The organism is Bacillus cereus group sp. BfR-BA-01316 (assembly GCF_022664195.1).
In the GTDB taxonomy this organism is placed as follows: domain Bacteria; phylum Bacillota; class Bacilli; order Bacillales; family Bacillaceae_G; genus Bacillus_A.
On sequence record NZ_JAKUGX010000002.1, the window covers coordinates 189,648 to 211,628 of the forward strand.

Genomic DNA, 21,981 nt, shown 5'->3' on the forward strand with positions numbered 1-21,981 from the left:
TATTTAAAGACTTATTTACTCCAAATCTTTTCCCCAGTGTGGGCATCAATATAACGAATTTCTCGACTACAGTCGAAGGGTTCTTTATGATTTTCATCCGTCGTTTGTTTATACAGTAGTTCGTATTTCGTTTCCTCTGCATCATGATCTATAAACCATTCTAATTTAACTCGGATGGCCCCTCTATATATTTCTAACGCTTTTTCTTTTGTTACTTTTGGTGTTGTTTCATATGCAAGTAATTCTTTTATAATGTTGCCAGATTCTCCTGAATAGTGCATCACAGCAGCATTTTCTGTATTGATATTGACCCTAAATTGGTTATACTCTGCTGGAATACCATTCACATATACGGAAAAGGTAAATCTTTCAATCCCATCTTCTGCTTCTTCACGTTCTTCCCAAAGACGAAGATATTGTGTGATATCTGGAATAACTCGTTCTAGAAATTGAAGTACTTTTTGTAAACATTCCTCTCTAGACAGTATTTGTTTTACTTCTTTATCGTCTGTCAGTTTTATAAAACCAATTAATTCATTGGTTGATTTATCAATCTTAATGCCAACTAAATTATTATATTTTAACATCGGTAAATGCTTTTTAAAGAATTCATTCATTAAATATGGATTCTTTTCTTCTTTCTGTTTTTGTAATTCCTCTTTCGGAACAAATTTCATCCTTATTCCATCTTCATTTTCCGTCTCAGCTACTTTTGTAAAACTTTCTTTATCCCAGTCAAATAAATCGAATATATCATCTTGTTGACTACCTTTTTTCGGTTTTTCAACAGCTACAGTTGGAGGCAATTTATAATGATCTGGGCCAAACAAATCTTTACCTGTACTTGCATCAATAAACGCATGACTAGGTTCTGGCTCATACACAAGATGGTACCCTTTTACTTCTTCTCCACTTTCATATTCACATGAGGAGTATGTTAAATCAGCAAATACAAGTCTTATATCTTGTCTAGCCTTGAGGTTATCTAAAACTGTGCTCTCATCAACAATTTCAATTGGCCATAACGGTTTTTCCTGTATACTTTTCCCTCCGTTATAACGGAAATTCACAACATTACCTGAAGGATGAACTCGCACAACACACCCTGTATCCGGCAATGGATATCCATTCACTTCCTGCATATAATTTATTTCTTTCCAACCACGCCAGTCGTCCTTAACAGTTACATATGTATAAAACTCTAATCCTTCTTTTGTATATTTTTTTATAAATGCATTTGCAATTTCTTTTGCCTTATTCTCCTCTATCACTTCTTTATCACTCGAAAAATAATTTTCATCATCTATCCTGAATTCAAATAGATTACCAGTATGCCTATTTAATGAAATTTGTATCTGTTTCTCCTCATCCTCTTTATGCCCCCACCATAATAAATGATAAGGATCATCCACTCCTTCTTGATCATCTACAACAAGCCTATATTCATCTGGAATTTCAATAATATGAGCCACTTGCTCTTTTCTTTCTTTATCTTTTGGATTCATCATACCCTCTCCCTTATTACAATTTAAGGTGATTATAACAAACAAAACCAAAAGTCATTAGCAAAAAGACAAAAAGCTGAAACAATTAGTTCATACGAATTTCACATGAATCTATTACTATAAGAATTGTACATAGTGAAATTACTAACAATGACGTTTATTCATATATAATTTCATTTGAAAGGGGTTGAAAAGATGAAAACTAAATATCGCTTTATGATCTCATCATTTGCTGCTTGTGCCTACATGATTTGGTGTTTAGTATAATAACAACTTCACTTGTAAATAAGAAAAGGTGTGTATAGAAATGGAATATAACCAATCAACAGTTAACTACTGGAAAGCTTTTGTATTACCTTATACATTTGCTTTAGAAGAGTTAAAAACTAAATTTGAAATTATGAACCGGGAAGCTCAATTTTTAGAAGACTACAACCCGTTTGAACATATAAAAACAAGACTTAAACAACCCGAAAGTATCATTAGGAAGCTTGAGCGTAAAAACTTATCACCAACAGTTGAAAATGCTCAAACACAATTACAAGATATTATTGGCATCCGTATTACATGTTGCTTTGTAGAAGATATTTATCATTTAAAAGAAGTTATTGAAAATCGTGGAGACATGGAAATTGTAGAAGTAAAAGATTATATTGCTAATCCAAAAGGAAATGGCTATAAAAGTTTGCATATGATTATTAAATATCCATTGTCACTAAATTCTGGTACGAAAGATGTCTTTGCAGAAATTCAATTACGTACACTTGCCATGGACTTTTGGGCAAGTTTAGAACATAAACTTTACTACAAATATGAAGGAAATATACCTGACTATTTGAAAGATGAACTACATGACGCTGCTATGAAAGCTGAAGAACTCGATAATAAGATGGCAACAATCCGTCAAGATATTGATGACATTGAAGCGTGTTCAAATCAAATTTTATTACCACTTTAAAAAGGTTCTCTCCTATGAGAACCTTTTTTATCTCACCTAACTCCCACCTCAAAATTCTGCGAATGCGAGGGAGTCGGGCTGCCCGTAAAAGCCCGATTGGTGAAGGCCAATAATCAGTGGGGGATGGACAAAACCCCCACTGATTAAAGTTTCACTTTATTTCTTCTCTATCGTACGAACCTCTTCAATCTTCCACCCTTCTTCTTCTTTTCCAAGTGCATACTGGATTTTCTTCTGAAGAGTAACCCCTCCATCTACTTCTTTTTCCGCCGTTTCAACAATAACAAGCCCACCTTTAAGAGCTTTCATATTCATATGTTCTAATTCTATTTTCTTATTCCCCTTTTGAAATGCCGCTTCCTTTTGTGTTTTTAAGTCTTCAGCACTAGGCATCTTCTTTGAAAATAACTCCATATGTTCAGCAAGATTTTTTTCATTCGTCGTCCGTACAAATGCCTCAATAACATCTTGAATGGATTTCTCTTCTTCTTTCGTTATATGTACCTTTTCCTCAGTTTTTTCAGCAGATTTTTGTTCTATATTATTCTCTTGAGATTGACATCCAACTAGCAATAATACAAATACTAGAAGGAATCTTAATTTACCTAAGAAAACTCCCATCTTTCCATCTCCTAAAAAGAAAAGTGAGGCATTTCGCCTCACTTTCATTTATAATTAGCGTCTTCCTTTATTCGGGTCGCCGCCGCCAACAATGTCAAAGACACGTTTAGCTATATTTGTATTCTCTTGAACGCCAGAGAATAAGTATTTACCTGGTCCGAATGCATATACGTTCACATCTTCACCTGTATGTCCACCCGTTGTCCAACCTGTAACCGAACGCTTATTGAAGATATCTTCAATTGCATTATCAATCTTTGTTACATCTTTTGATGGAGCTATATCATTTACAGCTTTAATTTCTTCTGGTGTTAATTGTAGATCAATATACTTTTTCAATGTTTCTTCTACATTTGCACCTTTTACAATCTCATTTGCCATAAAGTCTGGCGTACGTTTCGCAGCTTTAATCGGATCTACTTTAAAATTATACTCACCATTCGCACCTAAAGATAATCCTCCAGTAGCATGGTCTGCAGTTGCAACAACTAATGTGTTCTTATCTTTTTTCGCAAACTCAATTGCTGCTTTAAACGCTTTTTCGAAGTCTTCCATTTCACTCATTGCACCGACAATATCATTATCATGTCCAGCCCAATCAATTTGACTACCTTCGACCATTAAGAAGAAACCATTTTTATTTTTGTTCAAGCGCTCAATCGCGGTATTTGTCATCTCTTCTAATGAAGGTGTTTTGTCATTACGGTCAATCATTTTGTCTAAACCACCTGGTGCAAATAAGCCAAGAACTTGATCGCTTTTATCATTTAATAATTGATTACGATCTGTTACATAACTATAACCAGACTTCTTAAACTCTTCTGTAAGATTGCGGTCTTTTCTAACAAAGTTATTTACGCCACCGCCAAGCATAACATCTATTTTATGCTTACCTTTAATTTTCTCATCAAAGTAATCATTTGCAATTGCATCCATATTTTTACGACTAATATCATGTGCACCGAATGCAGCTGGTGTTGCATGCGTAATTTCAGATGTTGCAACGAGTCCCGTTGACTTCCCTTTTTCTTTCGCTTGCTCCAACACTGTTTTCACTTCAGCTTTATCATTATCAACTGCAATTGCTGCATTATATGTTTTTATACCTGCTGACATCGCAGTTGCTGCCGATGCAGAGTCTGTAATATTTTCATGTTCATCTTCTGGATATGTTTTTTGTGTCCCTACAAGATGTTTATCAAACTCTGTAGATTCCATCTCAAATGTTTTTGGATTATCTTTCATATAGCGATGAGCTGTCATATATGAAGGTCCCATACCATCCCCAATTAATACAATGACATTTTTAATCTTTGCATTGCTTCCATTCTCATCTGCATTAACCTCACTAGAACGCGTAAAATTCCATGTCGCTACCGAAGTAACTGCTAACGACGCCACCACTGCAAATGGCCATGCTTTTTTTACAAACTTTTTCACTGTCTTGTCCCCCTAATTAGGTTATTCATTTCCCACTATTCAATCTAATAGAAGACTATTAAGATAAAAGTAGTTATATGTAAATTTTTTGTTAACTTATGTAAATATCAGTTATAATTTGTATAACTTTATCCTTTCATATCAAGCATAATGCCCTTTACAAACTAAATATAAACAAATTGGATTTCTTTTAACGTAAATCTATTACTTTACATTTTGTAACATTCCGTTCTCTACTTTTTTCTAATTTGAATAGAAATGTGGTGAATCTTTATGGAAACAGTAAAACTAGACAAATCTACCATTCCAAATTTGCTCTCTCTTTGCGAATCTATCGGATGGTTACAACATGAAGCCTTTATGAAAGAACAATTCCATATGTATCTTTCAATTGGTACAATTTTTGGCTATGTACATGAAAATAAACTTATTGCAGCTGGAGGGGTATTTCCATTTGATCGTGGATTTTCTTCTATCGGTATGTTAATCGTACATCCTGATTTTCAAAGACAAGGAATCGGCCGTATTTTGCTAAACAACAGTTTAACTCTAGCTCATTCATCGCTTCCTATTCTGCTCATTGCAACAAAAGCTGGCGAACCCTTATATGAATCTTATGGATTTCAATCAATAACAACAATTCATCGTTTTGAAAAACAAGCAGCTCATATAAGTACAAATTCTTTTCCCATAAAACAAATTCAGCAATCCGATCTTCAATCTCTCATTTTTCTTGATCAAAATGCGACTGGTGCATATCGTTCTAAGCTTTATTCATCACTACTATCGAGAGCAACTTACTCCTTTAAAATAGAACGGGATAATCAAATAGATGCTTTTGCTTTATGCATACAAAAAGGAGATGTACTATGTATCACTCCGCTTATTTCAAAAAAAGAAAAAGACTCTATTCAGTTATTAGAAATGATTTGTAAATCGTGGAATGGGACGATACGCATTGATGTTCCGCACTCACAATTCATATTCCGCCAATTTCTTCAAACAGCAGATTTCCAAGAAACGCTCCTTTCACCTCTTATGATAAAGAATGGTAATCAACTTCCTGGAAATCGTAATATGCTATTTGCTATGATAGATGCAGCGTTATGTTAGAAAGGGGACAACTAATTGAAGCGACTTAGCTATTTTATGGCGAGCTGTCTGACTCTTACATTACTAGTAGGATGTAGTGCAGCAGAAAAGCCCGTAGAACAAGTAAAACAAGTAAAAAATACAATTACCGCGAAATTAACTACAGAAGAAAAAATGGTTGAAATAGATGGACAAACTATTTACTTTAAGCAAATTGGCAGCAAGAAACCACCTTTACTTATGATTCATGGATTTGGTGGATCATCAGATGGATTCCAAAAGATTTATTCTGATTTAGCAAAAGATCATACAATTATTTCTGTGGATGCTTTAGGATTTGGGCGTTCATCTAAACCGATGGACTTTTATTATTCCTTTCCAACTCATGCTAACTTATATTATAAGTTAATGAAAAAACTAGGTTATGATACATTCGCAATACTTGGTCACTCCATGGGCGGAGAAATTTCTCTTAATTTAACATATTTATACCCTGAAGCAGTTACCCACCTTATTTTAACTGATGCTACAGGCGGCCCTCATACGTTCGTTAATAAACAAGGTTCACCAAAACCAAAGTTGTCGACTGATTTAAGTGCCGTTTCTTCTATTGCAGATTATGATGAGAGCAAAGTTAAATTCAAGCGTAATGATGAAGAGCATTATAATAAAATGAAATTATGGCCTAGGCGTCTTCAAATCAATGCAAATGAAATCAAGCAACCAACTTTAATTATATGGGGAAGAAATGATAGTAGCGTTTCTTGGAAAGAAGGAGAAACTTATCATCAATTCTTAAAAAACAGCACTTTCCATATTATTGAAAAGGGTTATCATGCTCCATTTCGTCAAGAGCCACAAGAATTTGTAGGGTATGTAAAAGATTTCTTCGAGAAAAATCCTATAAGTGCTGAAAAATAAACGGGTATCTCATTTTGAGATACCCGTTTTCATATATTAAGCAGCTTGCTTTTGGCGTTTTTGAGTTTTTGATCCTAATACTTTCGGTATAACGAAGCCATCAATTCCAAGTTTTCCAGCATTCATACCAGAAACAAGAACGAACATGGCTAAGATAACCATTTCAGGGTTTACACCAATTGACCCACTAAACATATAGGAAAAGTTCATTACAAGACCGAAAAAGACCGCTGTTTTTGTTAAACAGCCCACAATTAAACCAATTCCGACTAAAATTTCTCCCCACGTCACAAGTGTATTAAATAGATCAACGTTTGGAATTGCAAAATCTTGTAAGAATGATGCCCACCAAGATTGAACAGCTGGTTGTGCTCCTTTAGATTTTTCAATTGCACCTTGTAAATAACCAGTTGCATCGAAGCCTTTTCCTTGTAGTTTACCGATTCCAGCCATTACCCATGTGTAACCAAGATACACTCGAATTATCGCTAATACAAAAGAAACTGCTTTGTTTTCTCTTAAAAATTGAATAATCATATCTTCCTCCTAAAGTTGTAATTAATTCAGTTACAGATAATATAATAACATTAGTTACTTACTTTTAAAATGTTAATTATGAATAATTTGTGACATGCGTAAAAAACATTAAATACTAACGTATATATAGTAACTTTTATTACCTGTAAAAACTTGAACATATCATACCACAGCTGATAATCATTTTCATTGAAGAAAATGTAAAAAAACTGTGAGTTAAATATGAAACGCATTCATTCGAATATAAAATAAATGCGTTTCATATTGTTTATATACTCGAAATGTACATGTCTCCTCATCGATTAATCTCGATTCTCGAACAGCTTCTTCTAACGTTTTGTCATGGTTAATAAGCCTGTAAAATAAGCGTATTGTAAACATAAGTGCTACATTTCCATCTACATAATCTATCGATCTAACATGCGATTTTACATCATTATGTAAAATCGATTCTACTAGTTTCAACTCCCCAAACTTACACCAACCATTTACAATATGTGTAATATGCAATTTTGCATATTACTTAATTTCCGCTACACCAAAGTATCCTCTCGGCTCATTTAAGTCGTACACATCTTCTCCTAACTCTTCCATTACAAATTTCCCCTCCTATAAGTCCATTTCATATATACCCGTTTCTTTCAAAAAATGAGCTCTAGTTAAAGCGACTTTCTGTAAATATTGCCTATACGCTGTAATTGTTCCATCATGTGAAACGATACAAATTTTTTCTGCTTTTAACTGATAGCACCAATGCAGAAATTCATCTACTATTTGCTGAAATTCCTTCTCTGAGATGATATTGATCCCCTCATTCCATAACAATTCATTTCTACTTTCTTCTAATGAAAAATGTGGAAATAAATTTTCTATTATCTTTCGATCTAACAATTGATCGCACGGTAATGTTTTGGCGGATTCCCGATAAGGAAAAATACGCGGGGATATATATGGGTGAACAATTTTTTGACAAGTAACTTCCGCACTCCATATTGTCGCAGTTTGTAAAGTTCGAAGTGTAGGACTAGCGATTAATATATCCTTTTCTTGTAATGGTACATCGCACTGAAGCAATTTAGCCTGCTTCTTTCCCACACCCGTCAATGGCGGATTCACCGCTTGTAAACTTAATGGTAAATCTTTCGTATGCTCACCTTCACCATGCCGAACAAAGACAAGTTTCATTCTCCTCTTCCTCTCACTAGGAAATAGTCTCACATATTTCCTCCCTATTTTTTTCTTTACTCCTGCTATTTTAAAAAGCAAGATGTAAAAAGTATTTGCCATCAACATTTGGAAAACATTACAATTATATATGTAAAATTTTTTTACAAGAAGAGGAGGATTACAAATATGAAATGGATTATCTTCTTTATCGGAATGATCATATGGGGATACATAAATGGCTTTTTTAATAGTGATAAAACTGCTAATCCTTGGATTACAGATGATGAGCGTGAAACAAAAATTAAGCAAAAAGCAATTATTGCAAGCTGGTCTGGTGTTTTTATATTTTGTATCATTAACCTCTTAAACAAATGGTTAGGTTTAGGAACGAGCGATACATCACCTTACTTACCAGATCCTGTCGCAACTATTTTAAAAGAAAATGTAGAGTTACAAGTTTTACTTATGTTATTCATTACGTATGGACTATTTTACTTATACTACCGAAGAAAACTAAGCGCTTAACTTTTATCTCATGATTATCCTCCTAAATGGTTATAGTAACTAGGACGCAATGAAAAAAGGAGAGATATAAAAATGAGTAACTCAAATGACTTTTTAGATACATTACATGAAAAACAAGCAAAAGATGAACAAAATAGAAAGCGCCAAGGGAACGGAAACCCTGCGAAAAAAAAGCCAAATAAAACACATAAATAACATTAAAAACCTTGCCTAAAAATTATATTTTAGGCAGGGTTTTTTACTCGTCTTTAACCGAAACGACATCTTCCCAATTCCATTTCTCATAATACCACTCTGGTACATCTATATTTTCAATCCACTTCTTTTCATGTTTTCCATCGTTATGAGCAAGCCATACATCAGCTTTCTTACGATTTGAACGGAGCCACATTAATTGGTTGCTCTTCTTAATAAAAATAGGGCTATAATCGCCTTGGCTATTTGATGGCTTTGTAATTTGATGTTGTTCATCGTTTATACTATTTACTTCATATAAAGATGGTAGTGGTCTTTTTTCTAGAGGGACCGATAGCTCTGCTTCCTTTGCCCCTGAAACGATAATTATATTATCGTTCTTCCATGTGAAATCCCAATCAACATAGCCTTTTGGAGTAAATGTATTTTGCTGGAGAGCCGGCAATTCTTTTATTTTTAAATGCTTATTCTCTAAAGCAACTCTCCCGCTTCCTTCAATATAGGCTAATATATTTTTTGATGGCGCCCATTTGAACCATTGTGTGTTTAATAACATTTGATCTACATTTTCAAAACGACTGCCATCTGATCGAATTAAGCAAAGTGTATTACTATCCGCTGACAAAGAAGCTGTTGGTACTGCCAAAAACGAAATCCATTTTTGATTTGGTGACCACTTAAATCCACTTCCAACTAATGCTAAAAAGTCATCATGCTCATTCGGTAGTGCATATAAATGTTTCATCTTATGAGGATTCATATTTGCATCCTTTTGTATTTCATATAACTGAGCACCTGTCCATCCTGTTGGAAGCAAGTACGCTTCTGATGATACAAGAAACTTCTTACCATCAGGATACCATGCATAATCACCTACACCATTGGCTACATTTTCAAAATCTGCTTTCTTTTTTTCAGCATCAAATATATTTAATGTCCGTGCAAATACAAAGGCAATTATATTCTCTGTTGGTGACCATTGATAATTCGATGCTTCTGATTGAGATGGTGTAACTTTCTTTCCATCTTTCAGCCGATACAGTTCCAAATGATTCCGCTTCTTTCCTTTTGCATATGCAAGCCATTCTCCATTATGTGACCATTTCGGCCCTGTTATGTACTCTCCTTTTGTAATTTGTTTTTCTTTCTCACCGACTTTAATCCATAGATTATGATTACGAATAAAAGCAACTTTCACTCCATTATTTTCTGCGCTAGTAATAGTAACTGAACATAAAAACATGAACAACAATACGTTACCACTTACTATGAGCCTTTTCATAACACCCCTCCATTTCCCTCATAGCATTCCTCACTTTCCACCTACAATATGTGAAAACTATACATTCGTTCCTATAATTAACGACGAAAATGTAATATTTATTTTCAGAAAATTGACACTTTTTATTAGAGGGAGTTTCAATGAAGAAAACTACATCTACACTATTAAGTATGGCGCTCGTCTTTTCGAGTTTTGGAGCTTTAAGCGCCCATGCTGAGTCACTGCAAAAAGAGAAGCAATTTAGTCCACAGTTAAAAGCGAATATTGAACAATGGGGAGAAAACAAAATCGCGCAAAATGTTGAAACAAAAACATCAAAAGAAATTTCAGTCATTGTAGAATTGCAGCATGCTCCGGACCTAAAAAATAGCAATGTGCAATCATACCATGCTCAACTAAAAAAGGCGCAAGAGGATACAACAAAGAAAATTAAAGAAAAAGCACCGAAGGCAACGATAAAAGAAACGTATAGTACGTTATTTTCTGGATTCTCTATTTCTATCCCAGGAGATCAAATTGCTGCTTTAGCTGCTTTACCTGAAGTAAAAGCAATTTATCCGAACTTAACATATAAATTACATGAAACATCAAAAAGCGCTACTAACGAAGAAGCACCAAATATCGGCGGACCGACAATTGGTGCACCTGAAGCATGGAATTTAAAAGATCCCTCTGGCAAACCTCTTGATGGAAAAGGGATGAAAGTAGCTATTATCGATTCAGGTGTAGACTATACGCACCCTGACTTAAAAGCAAATTATATTGGTGGATATGACACAGTCGATGAAGATAACGATCCAATGGACGGTAACGTACATGGTACCCATGTAGCTGGAATTATTGCTGGTAATGGAAAAGTTAAAGGCGTTGCTCCAAACGCTTCTATTCTAGCCTATCGTGTTATGAATGACGATGGTACTGGTACGACCGAAGATATTCTTCAAGGTATTGAGCGCGCTATTCAAGATGGTGCCGATGTTTTAAATCTATCTCTCGGTCAAGATTTGAATGTACCTGATCAACCTGTAACAATGACGTTAGAGCGTGCAGCGAAACTTGGTGTTACTGCAGTCGTTTCAAATGGAAATGACGGGCCAAAACCTTGGTCTGTTGATGCTCCTGGTAATGCAAGTAGTGTCATCTCTGTTGGAGCATCTACAGTTTCTATTCCATTTCCAACATTCCAAGTAGCTGGTTCTAATAAATCTTATCAAGGGTTACCGTTATCAAAATCCGATTTCCAAGTAGGCAACGATGCTCAGCTTGTATATGTTGGCTACGGTAATCCGAGTGATTATGCTAAACAAGATGTGAAAGGTAAGTTCGCCCTTGTCTTACAAGGAACTTCAAGCACGTTAGTAAAAGCAGAGCAAGCGAAACAAGCCGGCGCTCTCGGTGTGTTATTAATTTCTAACGAAAAAGAAATTAATATTATGCCAGAATATTTTGCACGTGAAAATCTAGCTGTTCCAGTAATGCAGTTATCAAATACAAATGGCGAAGAGTTAAAAACTTTAATTATAAAACGAAAGAAAAATATAAAAATTGGACAACCAAAGCAAAACGAACTTATTGGTAACTTTAGTTCAAGAGGACCATCACAAGGCAGTTGGCTAATAAAGCCTGATATTGTTGCACCTGGAGTACAAATTACTAGTACAGTACCAAGAGGTGGCTATGAATCTCATAATGGGACAAGTATGGCTGCGCCGCAAGTAACAGGAGCGATTGCTCTATTGCGTCAAATGCATCCTGATTGGACGACAGAACAATTAAAAGCATCTCTTGCCAATACTGCAAAAACATTAAAGGATGTCAATGAAAATACATATCCTGTCATGGCACAAGGATCTGGTTTAATTAACATTCCAAAAGCAGCCCAAGCAGACGCACTAGTGAAACCAAACAATGTAAGTTTTGGCCTTATTAAACCTAATAGCGGCAAAGTAAAACTAACACAAAATATTACGCTACAAAATCTTTCTAACAAAAAGAAAAACTTTTCAACTCGCATTGAATTACTAGATACAAAAACAAAAGTCCAGACTTCTTTCCCTTCTTCTATTAGCATTAAACCGAATAGTAACATCGAAAAGCCTTTTACTATTACTGTAGATAGCTCCTTACCACAAGGTGTATATACAGGAAATCTATATGTAAAAGAGCAAGGGAAGACTGAAGAAATGCGTATTCCATTTACATTTAGCATTGATCCGAAAGAATACAAACGTATTGACGGCCTTGAAATCGTTAATTCTACTTTCAGTCCAAATAATGACAGGATACTAGATGACAACCTGATCAATTACTATTTAGTTACACCAGTTGAAGATGTAACGTTTCATGCTAATTTAATTACGAAAGACCGAGTGACATATCAAGGTATGGTGTATCAAGGTAAAAACGAAACACCTGGTTATAAATCTTTCAAATGGAATGGTACAAAAACTGATGGATCCCCTCTACCTGATGGCTTATACCAAATCGAAGCTGTTGCTTCTAATTCTGGAGGAGAGACGAAACAAACAGGAGCTGTGTTTGTCGACCGCACTGCACCGAAATTAACACACGAAGTTGATCAAGAAAACCTCGTAATTAGAGGTAAAGTAGATGATATACTTTTAGATTGGATGACAGAATCCGGATGGGTTGCTCCAGGACATCCAGTAACGATACAGTATGAAATTAATGGAAATGGCGTATGGGAGAACGCATTCCTGAACCCATGGGAGAACGCATTCCTGAACCCATGGGAGAAAAACTATGACATTTATTTCGATCGTAGTCAATTACAACAAGGAAAGAATACAATTCACATTGTAGCAACTGATGCAGCTGGAAATAAATCTGATTTAAACGTTGATTTAGAAGTGAAATAATAAAATTATTGTTGACAAGCTTTTAAATATAGTTTTATAATACAAAACATAGTTTAGTTGAACGAATTATATATCGGCTTTGAAGGAATACTAGTAGCGACTTATATCCCTGTTTCAGAGAACTGATGGTTGGTGCGAATCAGTACACATACAAGCGTGAATTACAATTCTGGAGCTTCTTTCCCGTAGTGCACATAATGCATGAAGAGAAAGACGGATTTTTCCGTTATCTTAAAGTGAGTGGTAAACAATTTTTCTGTTTACAATTAGGGTGGTACCGCGATTTTTATCGTCCCTATCGGATTTTCCGATAGGGGCTTTTTTGCGTCCTTCCCTTTTATACAATTTCATATATACGCGTTGAAAGAATCGCAGTAGTATATTATATCCCTGTTACAGAGAGCTAGTGGTCGGTGGAAATTAGCACATATATAAGTACGAATTACAATTCTGGAGCTTCTTTTTCGTAGTGCTTGTACGCATGAAGGAAAAGACGGAGTTTTTCCGTTATCATTAATTGAGATGTAAGTATATTTTCCGCTTACAAATAGGGTGGTACCGCGATTTTTTCGCCCCTATCGGATTTTCCGATAGGGGCTTTTTCTATTTCTCACAGAAACAAATGTTAAATAATTCCGAATCTTATGATAAAATTTTATAAGCGCTTACAATTATAAAAGGAGGTGGTGCAATCTATACGAACCGGTATTCATTTTTATAGAGAAAAAGGAGGATGTCTAAATGACAAAGAAAACAGAAATTCCATCACATTTAAAACCATTCGTATCCACACAGCATTATGATCAATACACGCCGGTGAATCACGCTGTTTGGCGTTATATTATGAGACAAAACCATAGCTTTTTAAAAGATGTTGCTCATCCATCCTATGTTAACGGACTACAATCATCTGGTATTAATATAGATGCAATTCCAAAAGTAGAAGAAATGAATGACTGCTTAGCACCAAGCGGCTGGGGAGCTGTAACGATTGACGGACTTATTCCCGGCGTAGCATTCTTCGATTTTCAGGGGCACGGATTACTACCAATCGCAACAGATATTCGTAAAGTAGAAAATATCGAGTATACACCTGCTCCTGATATCGTTCATGAAGCAGCAGGACACGCACCGATTTTACTTGATTCTACATATGCAAAATATGTGAAGCGCTTTGGACAAATTGGAGCGAAAGCTTTCTCAACAAAAGAAGAACATGAGGCTTTTGAAGCTGTTCGTACATTAACGATTGTAAAAGAAAGCCCGACTTCTACACCTGAAGAAGTTGCAGTTGCTGAAAATACTGTAATCGAAAAACAAAACTTAGTTTCTGGTTTATCAGAAGCAGAACAAATTTCACGTCTTTTCTGGTGGACAGTGGAATACGGATTGATTGGAAATATAGACGATCCAAAAATCTACGGTGCTGGTCTCCTTTCTTCTGTTGGTGAAAGCAAGCATTGCTTAACAGATGCTGTAGAAAAAGTTCCATTCTCAATTGAAGCTTGCACAGGGACAACTTATGACGTGACAAAAATGCAGCCACAGCTCTTTGTTTGTGAATCATTTGAAGAGTTGACTGAGGCACTTGAGAAGTTCTCTGAAACGATGGCATTCAAAACAGGTGGCACAGAAGGATTAGAAAAAGCAATTCGCTCCGAAAACCATGCTACAACTGAGCTAAGTAGCGGATTACAAATTACCGGTACATTTACAGAGACAATTAAAAATGATACTGGTGAAGTCATTTACATGAGAACAAATACACCAACTGCATTAGCAATTAATCATAAACAATTGGTGAATCACTCTACATCTGTACACAAAGATGGATTTGGTACACCGGTCGGATTACTAGATGGTAATATCGCATTAGAAGATTGTACAGAAGAAAAGTTACAGTCATTAGGCATTATAATTGGAAATAGTGCAGAGTTTACTTTTGCAAGTGGGATTCATGTAAAAGGAACAGTAACAGATATCGTAAAAAGCGATAAGAAAATTGCTCTTATCTCCTTTATAGATTGTACAGTTACTTATAAAGACCGTTTATTATTTGATGCTTCATGGGGCGCATTTGATATGGCTGTTGGTTCAGCAATTACTTCCGTATTCCCAGGTGCCGCAGATGCAGCAGCATTTTTCCCATTGGATGAAGAAGTACAAGAAATTCCTGCTCCACTTGTACTGAATGAACTTGAACATATGTATCAAACAGTTCGAGATATTCGAGGTGAAGGTATTTTACACGACGCACATGTCGATCAATTAATAGCAATTCAAGAAGTATTAAATACATTTTATCCGAAAGAATGGTTGCTTCGTCTTGAAATTTTAGAATTGCTTTTAGAGCATAACAAAGGACACGAAACATCAACAGTTTTATTAAAGCAACTTTCTACTTTCACAACTGACGAAGCTGTAACACGCCTTATTACTAACGGGCTTGCATTACTTCCAATAAAGGATGTGAAAAATGATGCTACGATTAACTGACGAAGAAGTACATGAGGAATTAGCGAAGTTAGATAAATGGGTAGTGAAAGATGAAAAATGGATTGAAAGAAAATATATGTTTTCCGACTACTTAAAAGGAGTCGAATTTGTCTCTGAAGCCGCCAAACTATCAGAAGATCATAATCACCACCCATTTATCCTTATCCAGTATAAAGCAGTCATTATTACTTTGTCATCATGGAATGCAAAAGGCTTAACAAAACTAGACTTTGATCTTGCAAAACAATTTGATGAACTATTTTTACAAAATGAAAAAGCTATTATAAGAAAGTAAAAAAAGAGAAGCCTTTAATTAGGCTTCTCCTTTTACTTTAAAATGTATACAATGTCCAAACGGATCCTTGGCCTGTAATATTCCATCTTTATACGTAGCAACTACGCCAATATATTTTAAGCTTTCACACACTTGCTCTTTTTGTTTTTCATCTGCTAGTATAATTGTGAAATATTTTAAGCCAACGGAATTTGGCATTTGCGGTGGTATCCCTTCACCTTGCCATGTATTTAAACCGATATGGTGATGATAACCACCAGCTGATACGAACAACGCTCCATTACGAGCTGGGATCGTTACATCAAAACCTAAACCATCGACATAGAAGCGTTTCGCTTCTTCTAAGTCAGCTGCATGGAAATGAATATGCCCCATCACAGTACCAACTGGGAAGCCGTTCCATGTACTTCCTTGCTGCAATAATTCTTCACCAGCTAATGGGTTACTAACAAATGGTAGCTCTCCATTCTCATCACGCCAAACTTCTTTTTGGCGATCATGATAAATTTCAATCCCGTTTCCATCTGGATCAGCTAAATAAAGAGCTTCACTAAAGTAATGGTCGGCTCCGCCGTGCAGTGGATATACCATCTCTACAAGATGACGAAGAATGTTCGCTAAGTCCTGTCTGTTTGGTAATAAAATTGCGTAATGATATAACCCTGTTCTCCCTCTTTGCTTTGGTAAAGCTTCTTTCTTTTCTTCAATGATAAGGAGTGGTTCTTCATTTTCATTCCCAAATGTAACGACTGTTTCCTCTTCTTTTAGCACTTTCATACTTAATACTTCTGTATAAAACTCTAGTGATTTCTTTATATTTGATACGTATAAATGAACAACACCAAGTGTTGTTTCGGGATGAAGTTGAAAGCTCATCTTGTTATACCCCCATTTAAATTAGTTCTTCTTTGACATTTTCTCTTTTAAGAAATTATCTACAAAACCATCAGCTTTCGCAACAAATAAGTACGCACCCATCGCTAACAATGCAAGTTCTAATTCGAAGCCAGGATTTTTTCCATCTCCTAATAAACCAGCTGACCATTTCACTTTTACAATTGCTCCAACCATAACAAGTGCAAATAATAATCCAATATATCTTACACCTAAACCTAGAATTAACAATAGACCACCAACTAATTCCACTGTTGCTACACCGTATGCAAGTCCTCCTGGTAAACCAATGCTTGTGAACCACCCTGCAATATTGTCAATTCCCGATTGGAATTTTGTTAAACCGTGCATAAAGAACGTTACCCCTAACACGATACGAATAATTAAGTTACCAATATGTTGATTCATTTCTTTCTCTCCTTTACAGTTTTGTTATACAAAACTTTTATTCACATTACAAAACATACACTAATTATTTTTATTCGTCAATTCATTTTTCATGAGAAAAAATATTTTTTTTTTGCTATGATACAAATAGTTGTTTACAAAAAGGAGCATGATTTTATGAATATCGGTTCTGCGATTCGTGAAATTCGTCAACGTAGAGGAATTACGATTGCCCAAATTTGTGAAGGAACAGGTCTTTCTAAAGGCTTTATGAGTCAGGTTGAAAACAATAAAACATCACCATCTATCTCAACTTTAGAAATGATCGCTAATTTTTTAAATGTTCCCCTTCCATATTTATTGTTAGAACAAAAAGATCGTTTGAAAATTGTAAAAAAAGAAGAGCGTAAATACAGTGTGTATGGAAAAGATGAACAAAGAATTGAGCATGTTGCGGAGCAAGGTGGCCTTCGCCTAAATCTCGTAGAAATTTCTGCCGGATTCCCGAAAGAAAACTCGCCAAATGCTCATGAAGGCGAAGAGTGTCATCTTGTATTACGCGGAAAACTAGAAGTTCAACATGGTGAAGATATTGCAATTGTAGAAGAAGGTGATTCTTTCTCCTGGAATGCATGCGTTCCTCATATTGTTCGTAATATAGGTGAGGAATCTGCGCTATTACTTATCTCTAGTCATGCGGAAAATCGAAAACGAGTTTACTAATTGATAAAAAAGAAGCCTGTTTCGTAACAGGCTTCTTTTTTATTCCCTTATAATTCCATAACTTGTCCCAACTAGTACGGTCTTTTCATGTTGATTGCGATAAACTGACTCAATTGAAACTTTTTTATATCCTTCCATTTGCTCAATATTTGTTAATGTTAATTCACAAGTAATCGTATCACCTGTAAAAACTGGTCTAATGAACTCACTTACTAATTCCCTCGCTATGTAATGTAACTCTTCTCCTACTTTCGTACCAATGCTAGCAGTCAATAGACCATGAACCATTAATCGTCCATTCTCATCATATTCCATATGATGTCTACCTTTATCGCCTGTAATATTTGCAAATTCAAAAACTTCTTCCTCGGTAAACCTTCTTTCGTATTTAAATACATCCCCAACTTTTACATTCATTTTTATCCCCCGTTTAATAAACTGAATTTTCTTTTATTTTATCACAAAATAAGTCTCAGTTCAGTTTATATTATTAAACTAGCGATCCTTTTTCTTCACTACCTTATAATTTTATCGATGCCCATCCTTTTTTGCCACTTGATACCCATAATACGCACATGTTCCATTTCTTGATAACTCTCTTACTTCAAAGCCACAACTTCTATAAAAATCAAAATTGTTAGCGGATGTATGCGCAAACCAATCGCCATGCGGAAGCTTTTGTAAACAAAGTGCTACAAGTTTCTTACCTAACCCTTTTCCCCTATACTCACACTTCACAACTAAATTTACTATGTTAGCAACCATGATTTGATCAGAAATCACTCTAACCATCGCGACCATTTCTTCTTCATCCCAAATTGTGAAAGCCCATGTTGAATTTTCAAATGCAATCGTAAACTTTTCAATTTGCCAAGAAGGGATATTATCATTACTCCAGCCAGCATCTTCAAATAATGTCTTAATCGCATATGCTGGTACACCGTTCGTTCCTTCACGAATAATTAGTCCATTATGATAAATATACATGTAATCCCTCCTTTATTTTTTATATACCATTCTCCAAAAAATGTAATTCACCTTTTTCATCCAACCCGCTTAATGGAATAAACGAGAACATCCATCTCATGAAATGAGGTTGTTTTCTCATAACTAAGCCCTGTTTTTCTAGCAACAAATATTGAAGCTGGGTGGTTCGGATTAATAAGTGAAATTAATTTATTCATCTGTAATGCTTGAAAACCATAGTCTCGAAATGCTGCCGCAGCCTCTTTCGCATACCCTTTCCCCCAATACTTAGGAAGTAGCCAATAGCCAATCTCAATTTCCTCCTTTCCATCTACCTTCTGCTTGACAAGCCCTGCATGACCAATTCGTATCCCTGTTTCCCTTTCAATCATTACAAATAAACCGAGACCATTTTTATAATTTGGAAGTACCCTCTCCTCCAAACTTTTTTTACATTGCATATATGTTTTTAACGTTCCATTTCCAATATAGCGCATTACCTTCTCATCCCCCCATAAAGAAGCATAAAATGGTAAATCATCCATTGTATATTTGCGAAATTGTAAGCGATCTGTATGGAACATCCTTTTATTCACTCCCATCATTTTGAACCTCATTACATAACTATATATTTCAAACTACGTAAGTGTTGAATAATTCATATCAAGAAAGGTTTCAAAAAGAAAGAAAATTCAATCTTATAAAGGTGTATTATATCAAAAAAAAGCAGTAGACAAAAGAGTGTCTACTGCATCCATATCATAACTAGTATTAAGAAAACTACAATTGAGGGGGTGTAGGATTTTCATATATACTAGATACTTATCCCGTTCTAACGGGCGGTAAACCTTCCAATCTTTTGAGTGGAAAGTTTACCGCACATAAGAACTTTTGCGGTCATTAAGAAAGCACTGTTAAGTATTCAAATACACGCTGAGCTTTTTCTCCACCCATGCAGGCATGTTGAAGTAGCGAGATGCCATGCGGGCCAGGTGCAAATAATGCTTCTGGTTGTACTACTAAAATAGCTTGTACGACTTCAAGTTCCCCAAGCATAGCCGCTGCAAAAATATCCATCCGAGCTCCCTTTTCTAGTAAATAAAGAGCAATATCTTTACGACCTACATGTGCCGCTGCTCCTAAGGCACTTTCCCAATCTGAGCCGCCCCAATTATAAGAAGCATGAAGTAAGCTAGGTGATTCGGCCAAAAGCTCCTGTACTATTTCTAAATCTCCGTGAGCTGCCATAACAAATTCTCTTACTAATTCAGCGGTAATACGTTCCTCTGTTTGCATCGCTCTTCTCCCTTTTCACAAATTCGTTTCGGTGTAAAAAATGGCTTGTCACTCCCTTGGAATATATCAACTTCAATTCCAAATACACGCTGAAACATTTGATGACATAATACTTCTTCTGGTACGCCATCATAATGTATTTCCCCTTGTTTTAATACGAGTAAACGATTGCTATATTGAGCCGCTTGGTTAATATCATGTAAAACCATTACAATCGTCATACCAAACTCTTCGTTTAATCGTTTAACAAGTTCCATTACTTCTAACTGATGAACGATATCTAAAAAGGTTGTTGGTTCATCTAATAGTAAGACATTTGTGCGTTGTGCAAGCGTCATTGCAATCCAAGCACGTTGCCTTTCTCCTCCTGATAAGGATTGTAAAAGACGATATTCATACCCTTCAAGCTTTGTAACAGATAATGCCCAGTCAACAATTTCTTCATCTTCTTTATTTAAGCGACTGCTCCATGATTTATGGGGCCCTCTTCCAAACTCTATTAGTTCTTTCACTGTTAAATCTAATTGATGATCATGCATTTGTGGTAACATTGCTAATTGCTTTGCTACATCAGCACTCTTCATCGTATAAATATTTTTCCCATCTAAAACGATTCCTCCTACACTTGGATTAAGTAGCCTTGCCATTAAGCGAAGTAAAGTAGATTTCCCCGATCCATTTGGGCCAATTAAACTAACGATTTCTCCAGCTTTAATATGTATATTCATATTTTTCATTTGAAATCTTTCTGAATGAGCGTAAGAAACTTCTTTAACGGAAAGCACGTTGTTTTCCTCCTCTATGAATTAAATATAAGAAGAACGGACCACCTAAGAAGGACAATAAAATACCAACTGGTAATTCGATTGGATCAAACCAACTTCTAGCTATCGCATCTGCAAAAACAAGTAATATTCCTCCGCCAAGGCATGATAATGGCAGCAAATATCTATAATCATTTCCGACTAATAAACGTAGCATATGTGGTACAACAAGACCGACAAATCCAATAAGACCAGAAACGCTAACTGCTATTCCAGCTAACATTGTACTTACTACTATTAAATAAAACCGACTTCTTTCCACGTTATACCCTAATAATTTGGCCATTTCATCCCCAAGCATTAATACTCGAATATGTTTAATACCGAAGAAAGCTAATATAATAGCGAATATCGCATAGTAAATAATCATATTTAAATGTGCCCAACTCACACCGCCAATACCACCAGCTAACCATGGTAAAACAGATTGCACTTTGTCGCTATGTAATAACATTAATGCTGAAGTCGCTGCACCGATTAAAGCATTTATCGAAACACCAACGAGGACGATTCTTGAAGCGGGTGCCCCCTTTTGCCATGATAAAGCATAAATGACCATTGCTGTAATAAAAGCTCCTAAAAAAGCTCCTAGCGGTAAAAATGCCATATGCTGTGGAAATAAAATCATGATTATTATTGCTACAAGGCCTGCTCCTGATGAAACTCCAATAATTCCAGGGTCTGCAAGAGGATTTCTCATAACCCCTTGCAGTAATGCTCCAGATGTAGCTAAACACGTTCCTACTATAAACCCAACGAGCACTCTCGGTATGCGAAGATCCCACACAATTCGATGAACTGTCGAACCTTCATCTTGTATACCCTCTATAATGTCTCGTAAAGAAAAAGATAAGCTCCCTGCAAAAAGACCGTAAAAAAGACCTAGAAATGTTAATACGACTAAAGTAACTGCTATTATCCATCTTTTCTTCGCAAAAGGATGTTCCTTTTCTCTTACTATTTCACTACTCTCCATAC

23 protein-coding genes, 1 pseudogene and 2 other annotated features are annotated in these 21,981 nt (G+C 35.6%); of the genes and pseudogenes, 9 read left to right on the top strand and 15 right to left on the bottom strand.

What is annotated here, in order from left to right:
* Positions 1-11: 11 nt before the first annotated feature.
* A complete protein-coding gene (locus MR071_RS02700; RefSeq protein WP_105584446.1) occupies positions 12-1,508 on the bottom strand; it encodes a YcdB/YcdC domain-containing protein in 1,497 nt (498 codons plus the stop codon).
* Between the two features lie 304 nt (positions 1,509-1,812).
* On the opposite strand from MR071_RS02700, the gene MR071_RS02705 reads away from it, so the two are divergent.
* Complete coding sequence (locus MR071_RS02705; RefSeq protein ID WP_105584445.1) at positions 1,813-2,463, top strand: GTP pyrophosphokinase; 651 nt, start codon at positions 1,813-1,815, stop codon at positions 2,461-2,463.
* Positions 2,464-2,619: 156 nt separating this feature from the next.
* Here MR071_RS02705 and MR071_RS02710 read toward each other — a convergent pair whose 3' ends face one another.
* Both MR071_RS02710 and MR071_RS02715 read right to left on the bottom strand, forming a co-directional pair.
* Entirely contained in the window at positions 2,620-3,084 is a 465-nt protein-coding gene (locus MR071_RS02710) for a hypothetical protein (RefSeq protein ID WP_242234795.1), read from the bottom strand.
* A 54-nt stretch (positions 3,085-3,138) separates the two neighbouring features.
* Complete coding sequence (locus tag MR071_RS02715; protein WP_193656069.1) at positions 3,139-4,524, bottom strand: alkaline phosphatase; 1,386 nt, start codon at positions 4,522-4,524, stop codon at positions 3,139-3,141.
* Between the two features lie 273 nt (positions 4,525-4,797).
* Here MR071_RS02715 and MR071_RS02720 point away from each other — a divergent pair, with 273 nt between their 5' ends.
* Both MR071_RS02720 and MR071_RS02725 read left to right on the top strand, forming a co-directional pair.
* A complete protein-coding gene (locus MR071_RS02720) occupies positions 4,798-5,637 on the top strand; it encodes a GNAT family N-acetyltransferase (RefSeq protein ID WP_105584442.1) in 840 nt (279 codons plus the stop codon).
* Between the two features lie 15 nt (positions 5,638-5,652).
* Entirely contained in the window at positions 5,653-6,537 is an 885-nt protein-coding gene (locus MR071_RS02725) for an alpha/beta fold hydrolase (RefSeq protein ID WP_105584441.1), read from the top strand.
* A gap of 36 nt (positions 6,538-6,573) precedes the next feature.
* Here the strand turns inward: MR071_RS02725 and MR071_RS02730 are convergent, their stop codons facing one another.
* The 3 genes and pseudogenes from MR071_RS02730 to MR071_RS02740 form a co-directional block, all read right to left on the bottom strand.
* Entirely contained in the window at positions 6,574-7,074 is a 501-nt protein-coding gene (locus MR071_RS02730) for a DoxX family protein (RefSeq protein WP_105584440.1), read from the bottom strand.
* Positions 7,075-7,290: 216 nt separating this feature from the next.
* Positions 7,291-7,683: pseudogene (locus tag MR071_RS02735) on the bottom strand (hypothetical protein); the annotation flags it as partial.
* Entirely contained in the window at positions 7,684-8,259 is a 576-nt protein-coding gene (locus MR071_RS02740) for a histidine phosphatase family protein (protein WP_105584438.1), read from the bottom strand. It abuts the pseudogene before it with no gap.
* A gap of 168 nt (positions 8,260-8,427) precedes the next feature.
* Here MR071_RS02740 and MR071_RS02745 point away from each other — a divergent pair, with 168 nt between their 5' ends.
* Both MR071_RS02745 and MR071_RS02750 read left to right on the top strand, forming a co-directional pair.
* Entirely contained in the window at positions 8,428-8,766 is a 339-nt protein-coding gene (locus MR071_RS02745) for a phosphoglycerate mutase (protein WP_105584437.1), read from the top strand.
* A gap of 72 nt (positions 8,767-8,838) precedes the next feature.
* On the top strand, positions 8,839-8,961 hold the full coding sequence (locus tag MR071_RS02750; protein WP_000071861.1) for a DUF4023 domain-containing protein: 123 nt from the start codon (positions 8,839-8,841) through the stop codon (positions 8,959-8,961).
* A 43-nt stretch (positions 8,962-9,004) separates the two neighbouring features.
* Here MR071_RS02750 and MR071_RS02755 read toward each other — a convergent pair whose 3' ends face one another.
* Positions 9,005-10,243 carry a TolB family protein gene (locus MR071_RS02755; RefSeq protein WP_105584436.1) on the bottom strand — a complete coding sequence of 413 codons (1,239 nt, stop codon included), beginning with the start codon at positions 10,241-10,243 and terminating at the stop codon, positions 9,005-9,007.
* Between the two features lie 140 nt (positions 10,244-10,383).
* On the opposite strand from MR071_RS02755, the gene MR071_RS02760 reads away from it, so the two are divergent.
* From MR071_RS02760 to MR071_RS02770, 3 genes are all read left to right on the top strand, one after another.
* On the top strand, positions 10,384-13,122 hold the full coding sequence (locus MR071_RS02760; protein WP_242234797.1) for a S8 family peptidase: 2,739 nt from the start codon (positions 10,384-10,386) through the stop codon (positions 13,120-13,122).
* 70 nt (positions 13,123-13,192) lie between these two features.
* Positions 13,193-13,422 (top strand) — a binding site (T-box leader).
* A 51-nt stretch (positions 13,423-13,473) separates the two neighbouring features.
* Positions 13,474-13,702: a binding site (T-box leader), on the top strand.
* A 161-nt stretch (positions 13,703-13,863) separates the two neighbouring features.
* A complete protein-coding gene (locus MR071_RS02765) occupies positions 13,864-15,618 on the top strand; it encodes an aromatic amino acid hydroxylase (protein ID WP_105584434.1) in 1,755 nt (584 codons plus the stop codon).
* Positions 15,599-15,913, top strand: coding sequence for a 4a-hydroxytetrahydrobiopterin dehydratase (locus MR071_RS02770; RefSeq protein WP_105584433.1), 315 nt, complete (start codon positions 15,599-15,601; stop codon positions 15,911-15,913). Before MR071_RS02765 ends, MR071_RS02770 begins: the two co-directional genes overlap by 20 nt.
* A gap of 18 nt (positions 15,914-15,931) precedes the next feature.
* Here MR071_RS02770 and MR071_RS02775 read toward each other — a convergent pair whose 3' ends face one another.
* Together MR071_RS02775 and MR071_RS02780 are read right to left on the bottom strand one after the other, a co-directional pair.
* Positions 15,932-16,789 (bottom strand): VOC family protein, encoded by an 858-nt coding sequence (locus MR071_RS02775; RefSeq protein ID WP_105584432.1) that lies wholly within the window; start codon positions 16,787-16,789, stop codon positions 15,932-15,934.
* Between the two features lie 21 nt (positions 16,790-16,810).
* Positions 16,811-17,215: a DoxX family protein gene (locus MR071_RS02780; protein WP_001071557.1), complete on the bottom strand. Its 405-nt coding sequence runs from the start codon at positions 17,213-17,215 to the stop codon at positions 16,811-16,813.
* Positions 17,216-17,371: 156 nt separating this feature from the next.
* Here MR071_RS02780 and MR071_RS02785 point away from each other — a divergent pair, with 156 nt between their 5' ends.
* Positions 17,372-17,917: a helix-turn-helix domain-containing protein gene (locus MR071_RS02785; RefSeq protein WP_002111946.1), complete on the top strand. Its 546-nt coding sequence runs from the start codon at positions 17,372-17,374 to the stop codon at positions 17,915-17,917.
* A 39-nt stretch (positions 17,918-17,956) separates the two neighbouring features.
* Here MR071_RS02785 and MR071_RS02790 read toward each other — a convergent pair whose 3' ends face one another.
* From MR071_RS02790 to MR071_RS02815, 6 genes are all read right to left on the bottom strand, one after another.
* Positions 17,957-18,334 carry a hotdog family protein gene (locus MR071_RS02790; protein ID WP_002160412.1) on the bottom strand — a complete coding sequence of 126 codons (378 nt, stop codon included), beginning with the start codon at positions 18,332-18,334 and terminating at the stop codon, positions 17,957-17,959.
* A gap of 111 nt (positions 18,335-18,445) precedes the next feature.
* A complete protein-coding gene (locus tag MR071_RS02795; RefSeq protein WP_002111948.1) occupies positions 18,446-18,904 on the bottom strand; it encodes a GNAT family N-acetyltransferase in 459 nt (152 codons plus the stop codon).
* A gap of 56 nt (positions 18,905-18,960) precedes the next feature.
* Positions 18,961-19,488, bottom strand: coding sequence for a GNAT family N-acetyltransferase (locus tag MR071_RS02800; protein WP_105584431.1), 528 nt, complete (start codon positions 19,486-19,488; stop codon positions 18,961-18,963).
* A 295-nt stretch (positions 19,489-19,783) separates the two neighbouring features.
* Positions 19,784-20,179 carry an ankyrin repeat domain-containing protein gene (locus tag MR071_RS02805; protein WP_242234799.1) on the bottom strand — a complete coding sequence of 132 codons (396 nt, stop codon included), beginning with the start codon at positions 20,177-20,179 and terminating at the stop codon, positions 19,784-19,786.
* Positions 20,146-20,964, bottom strand: coding sequence for an ABC transporter ATP-binding protein (locus MR071_RS02810; RefSeq protein ID WP_242234802.1), 819 nt, complete (start codon positions 20,962-20,964; stop codon positions 20,146-20,148). The genes MR071_RS02805 and MR071_RS02810 overlap by 34 nt, the downstream gene beginning before the upstream one ends.
* Positions 20,951-21,979, bottom strand: coding sequence for a FecCD family ABC transporter permease (locus MR071_RS02815; protein WP_142395747.1), 1,029 nt, complete (start codon positions 21,977-21,979; stop codon positions 20,951-20,953). The genes MR071_RS02810 and MR071_RS02815 overlap by 14 nt, the downstream gene beginning before the upstream one ends.
* Between the last annotated feature and the right edge of the window lie 2 nt (positions 21,980-21,981).

Bases quoted from the DNA above. Each gene is read 5' to 3' on its own strand.
- MR071_RS02815 (WP_142395747.1), bottom strand. From the start codon at position 21,979: ATGGAGAGTAGTGAAATAGTAAGAGAAAAGGAACATCCTTTTGCGAAG.
- MR071_RS02765 (WP_105584434.1), top strand. From the start codon at position 13,864: ATGACAAAGAAAACAGAAATTCCATCACATTTAAAACCATTCGTATCC.
- MR071_RS02760 (WP_242234797.1), top strand. From the start codon at position 10,384: ATGAAGAAAACTACATCTACACTATTAAGTATGGCGCTCGTCTTTTCG.
- MR071_RS02785 (WP_002111946.1), top strand. From the start codon at position 17,372: ATGAATATCGGTTCTGCGATTCGTGAAATTCGTCAACGTAGAGGAATT.
- MR071_RS02770 (WP_105584433.1), top strand. From the start codon at position 15,599: ATGATGCTACGATTAACTGACGAAGAAGTACATGAGGAATTAGCGAAG.
- MR071_RS02780 (WP_001071557.1), bottom strand. From the start codon at position 17,215: ATGAATCAACATATTGGTAACTTAATTATTCGTATCGTGTTAGGGGTA.
- MR071_RS02775 (WP_105584432.1), bottom strand. From the start codon at position 16,789: ATGAGCTTTCAACTTCATCCCGAAACAACACTTGGTGTTGTTCATTTA.
- MR071_RS02795 (WP_002111948.1), bottom strand. From the start codon at position 18,904: ATGTATATTTATCATAATGGACTAATTATTCGTGAAGGAACGAACGGT.
- MR071_RS02740 (WP_105584438.1), bottom strand. From the start codon at position 8,259: ATGAAACTTGTCTTTGTTCGGCATGGTGAAGGTGAGCATACGAAAGAT.
- MR071_RS02745 (WP_105584437.1), top strand. From the start codon at position 8,428: ATGAAATGGATTATCTTCTTTATCGGAATGATCATATGGGGATACATA.
- MR071_RS02720 (WP_105584442.1), top strand. From the start codon at position 4,798: ATGGAAACAGTAAAACTAGACAAATCTACCATTCCAAATTTGCTCTCT.
- MR071_RS02700 (WP_105584446.1), bottom strand. From the start codon at position 1,508: ATGATGAATCCAAAAGATAAAGAAAGAAAAGAGCAAGTGGCTCATATT.
- MR071_RS02705 (WP_105584445.1), top strand. From the start codon at position 1,813: ATGGAATATAACCAATCAACAGTTAACTACTGGAAAGCTTTTGTATTA.
- MR071_RS02755 (WP_105584436.1), bottom strand. From the start codon at position 10,243: ATGAAAAGGCTCATAGTAAGTGGTAACGTATTGTTGTTCATGTTTTTA.
- MR071_RS02750 (WP_000071861.1), top strand. From the start codon at position 8,839: ATGAGTAACTCAAATGACTTTTTAGATACATTACATGAAAAACAAGCA.
- MR071_RS02790 (WP_002160412.1), bottom strand. From the start codon at position 18,334: ATGAATGTAAAAGTTGGGGATGTATTTAAATACGAAAGAAGGTTTACC.
- MR071_RS02710 (WP_242234795.1), bottom strand. From the start codon at position 3,084: ATGGGAGTTTTCTTAGGTAAATTAAGATTCCTTCTAGTATTTGTATTA.
- MR071_RS02805 (WP_242234799.1), bottom strand. From the start codon at position 20,179: ATGCAAACAGAGGAACGTATTACCGCTGAATTAGTAAGAGAATTTGTT.
- MR071_RS02800 (WP_105584431.1), bottom strand. From the start codon at position 19,488: ATGATGGGAGTGAATAAAAGGATGTTCCATACAGATCGCTTACAATTT.
- MR071_RS02730 (WP_105584440.1), bottom strand. From the start codon at position 7,074: ATGATTATTCAATTTTTAAGAGAAAACAAAGCAGTTTCTTTTGTATTA.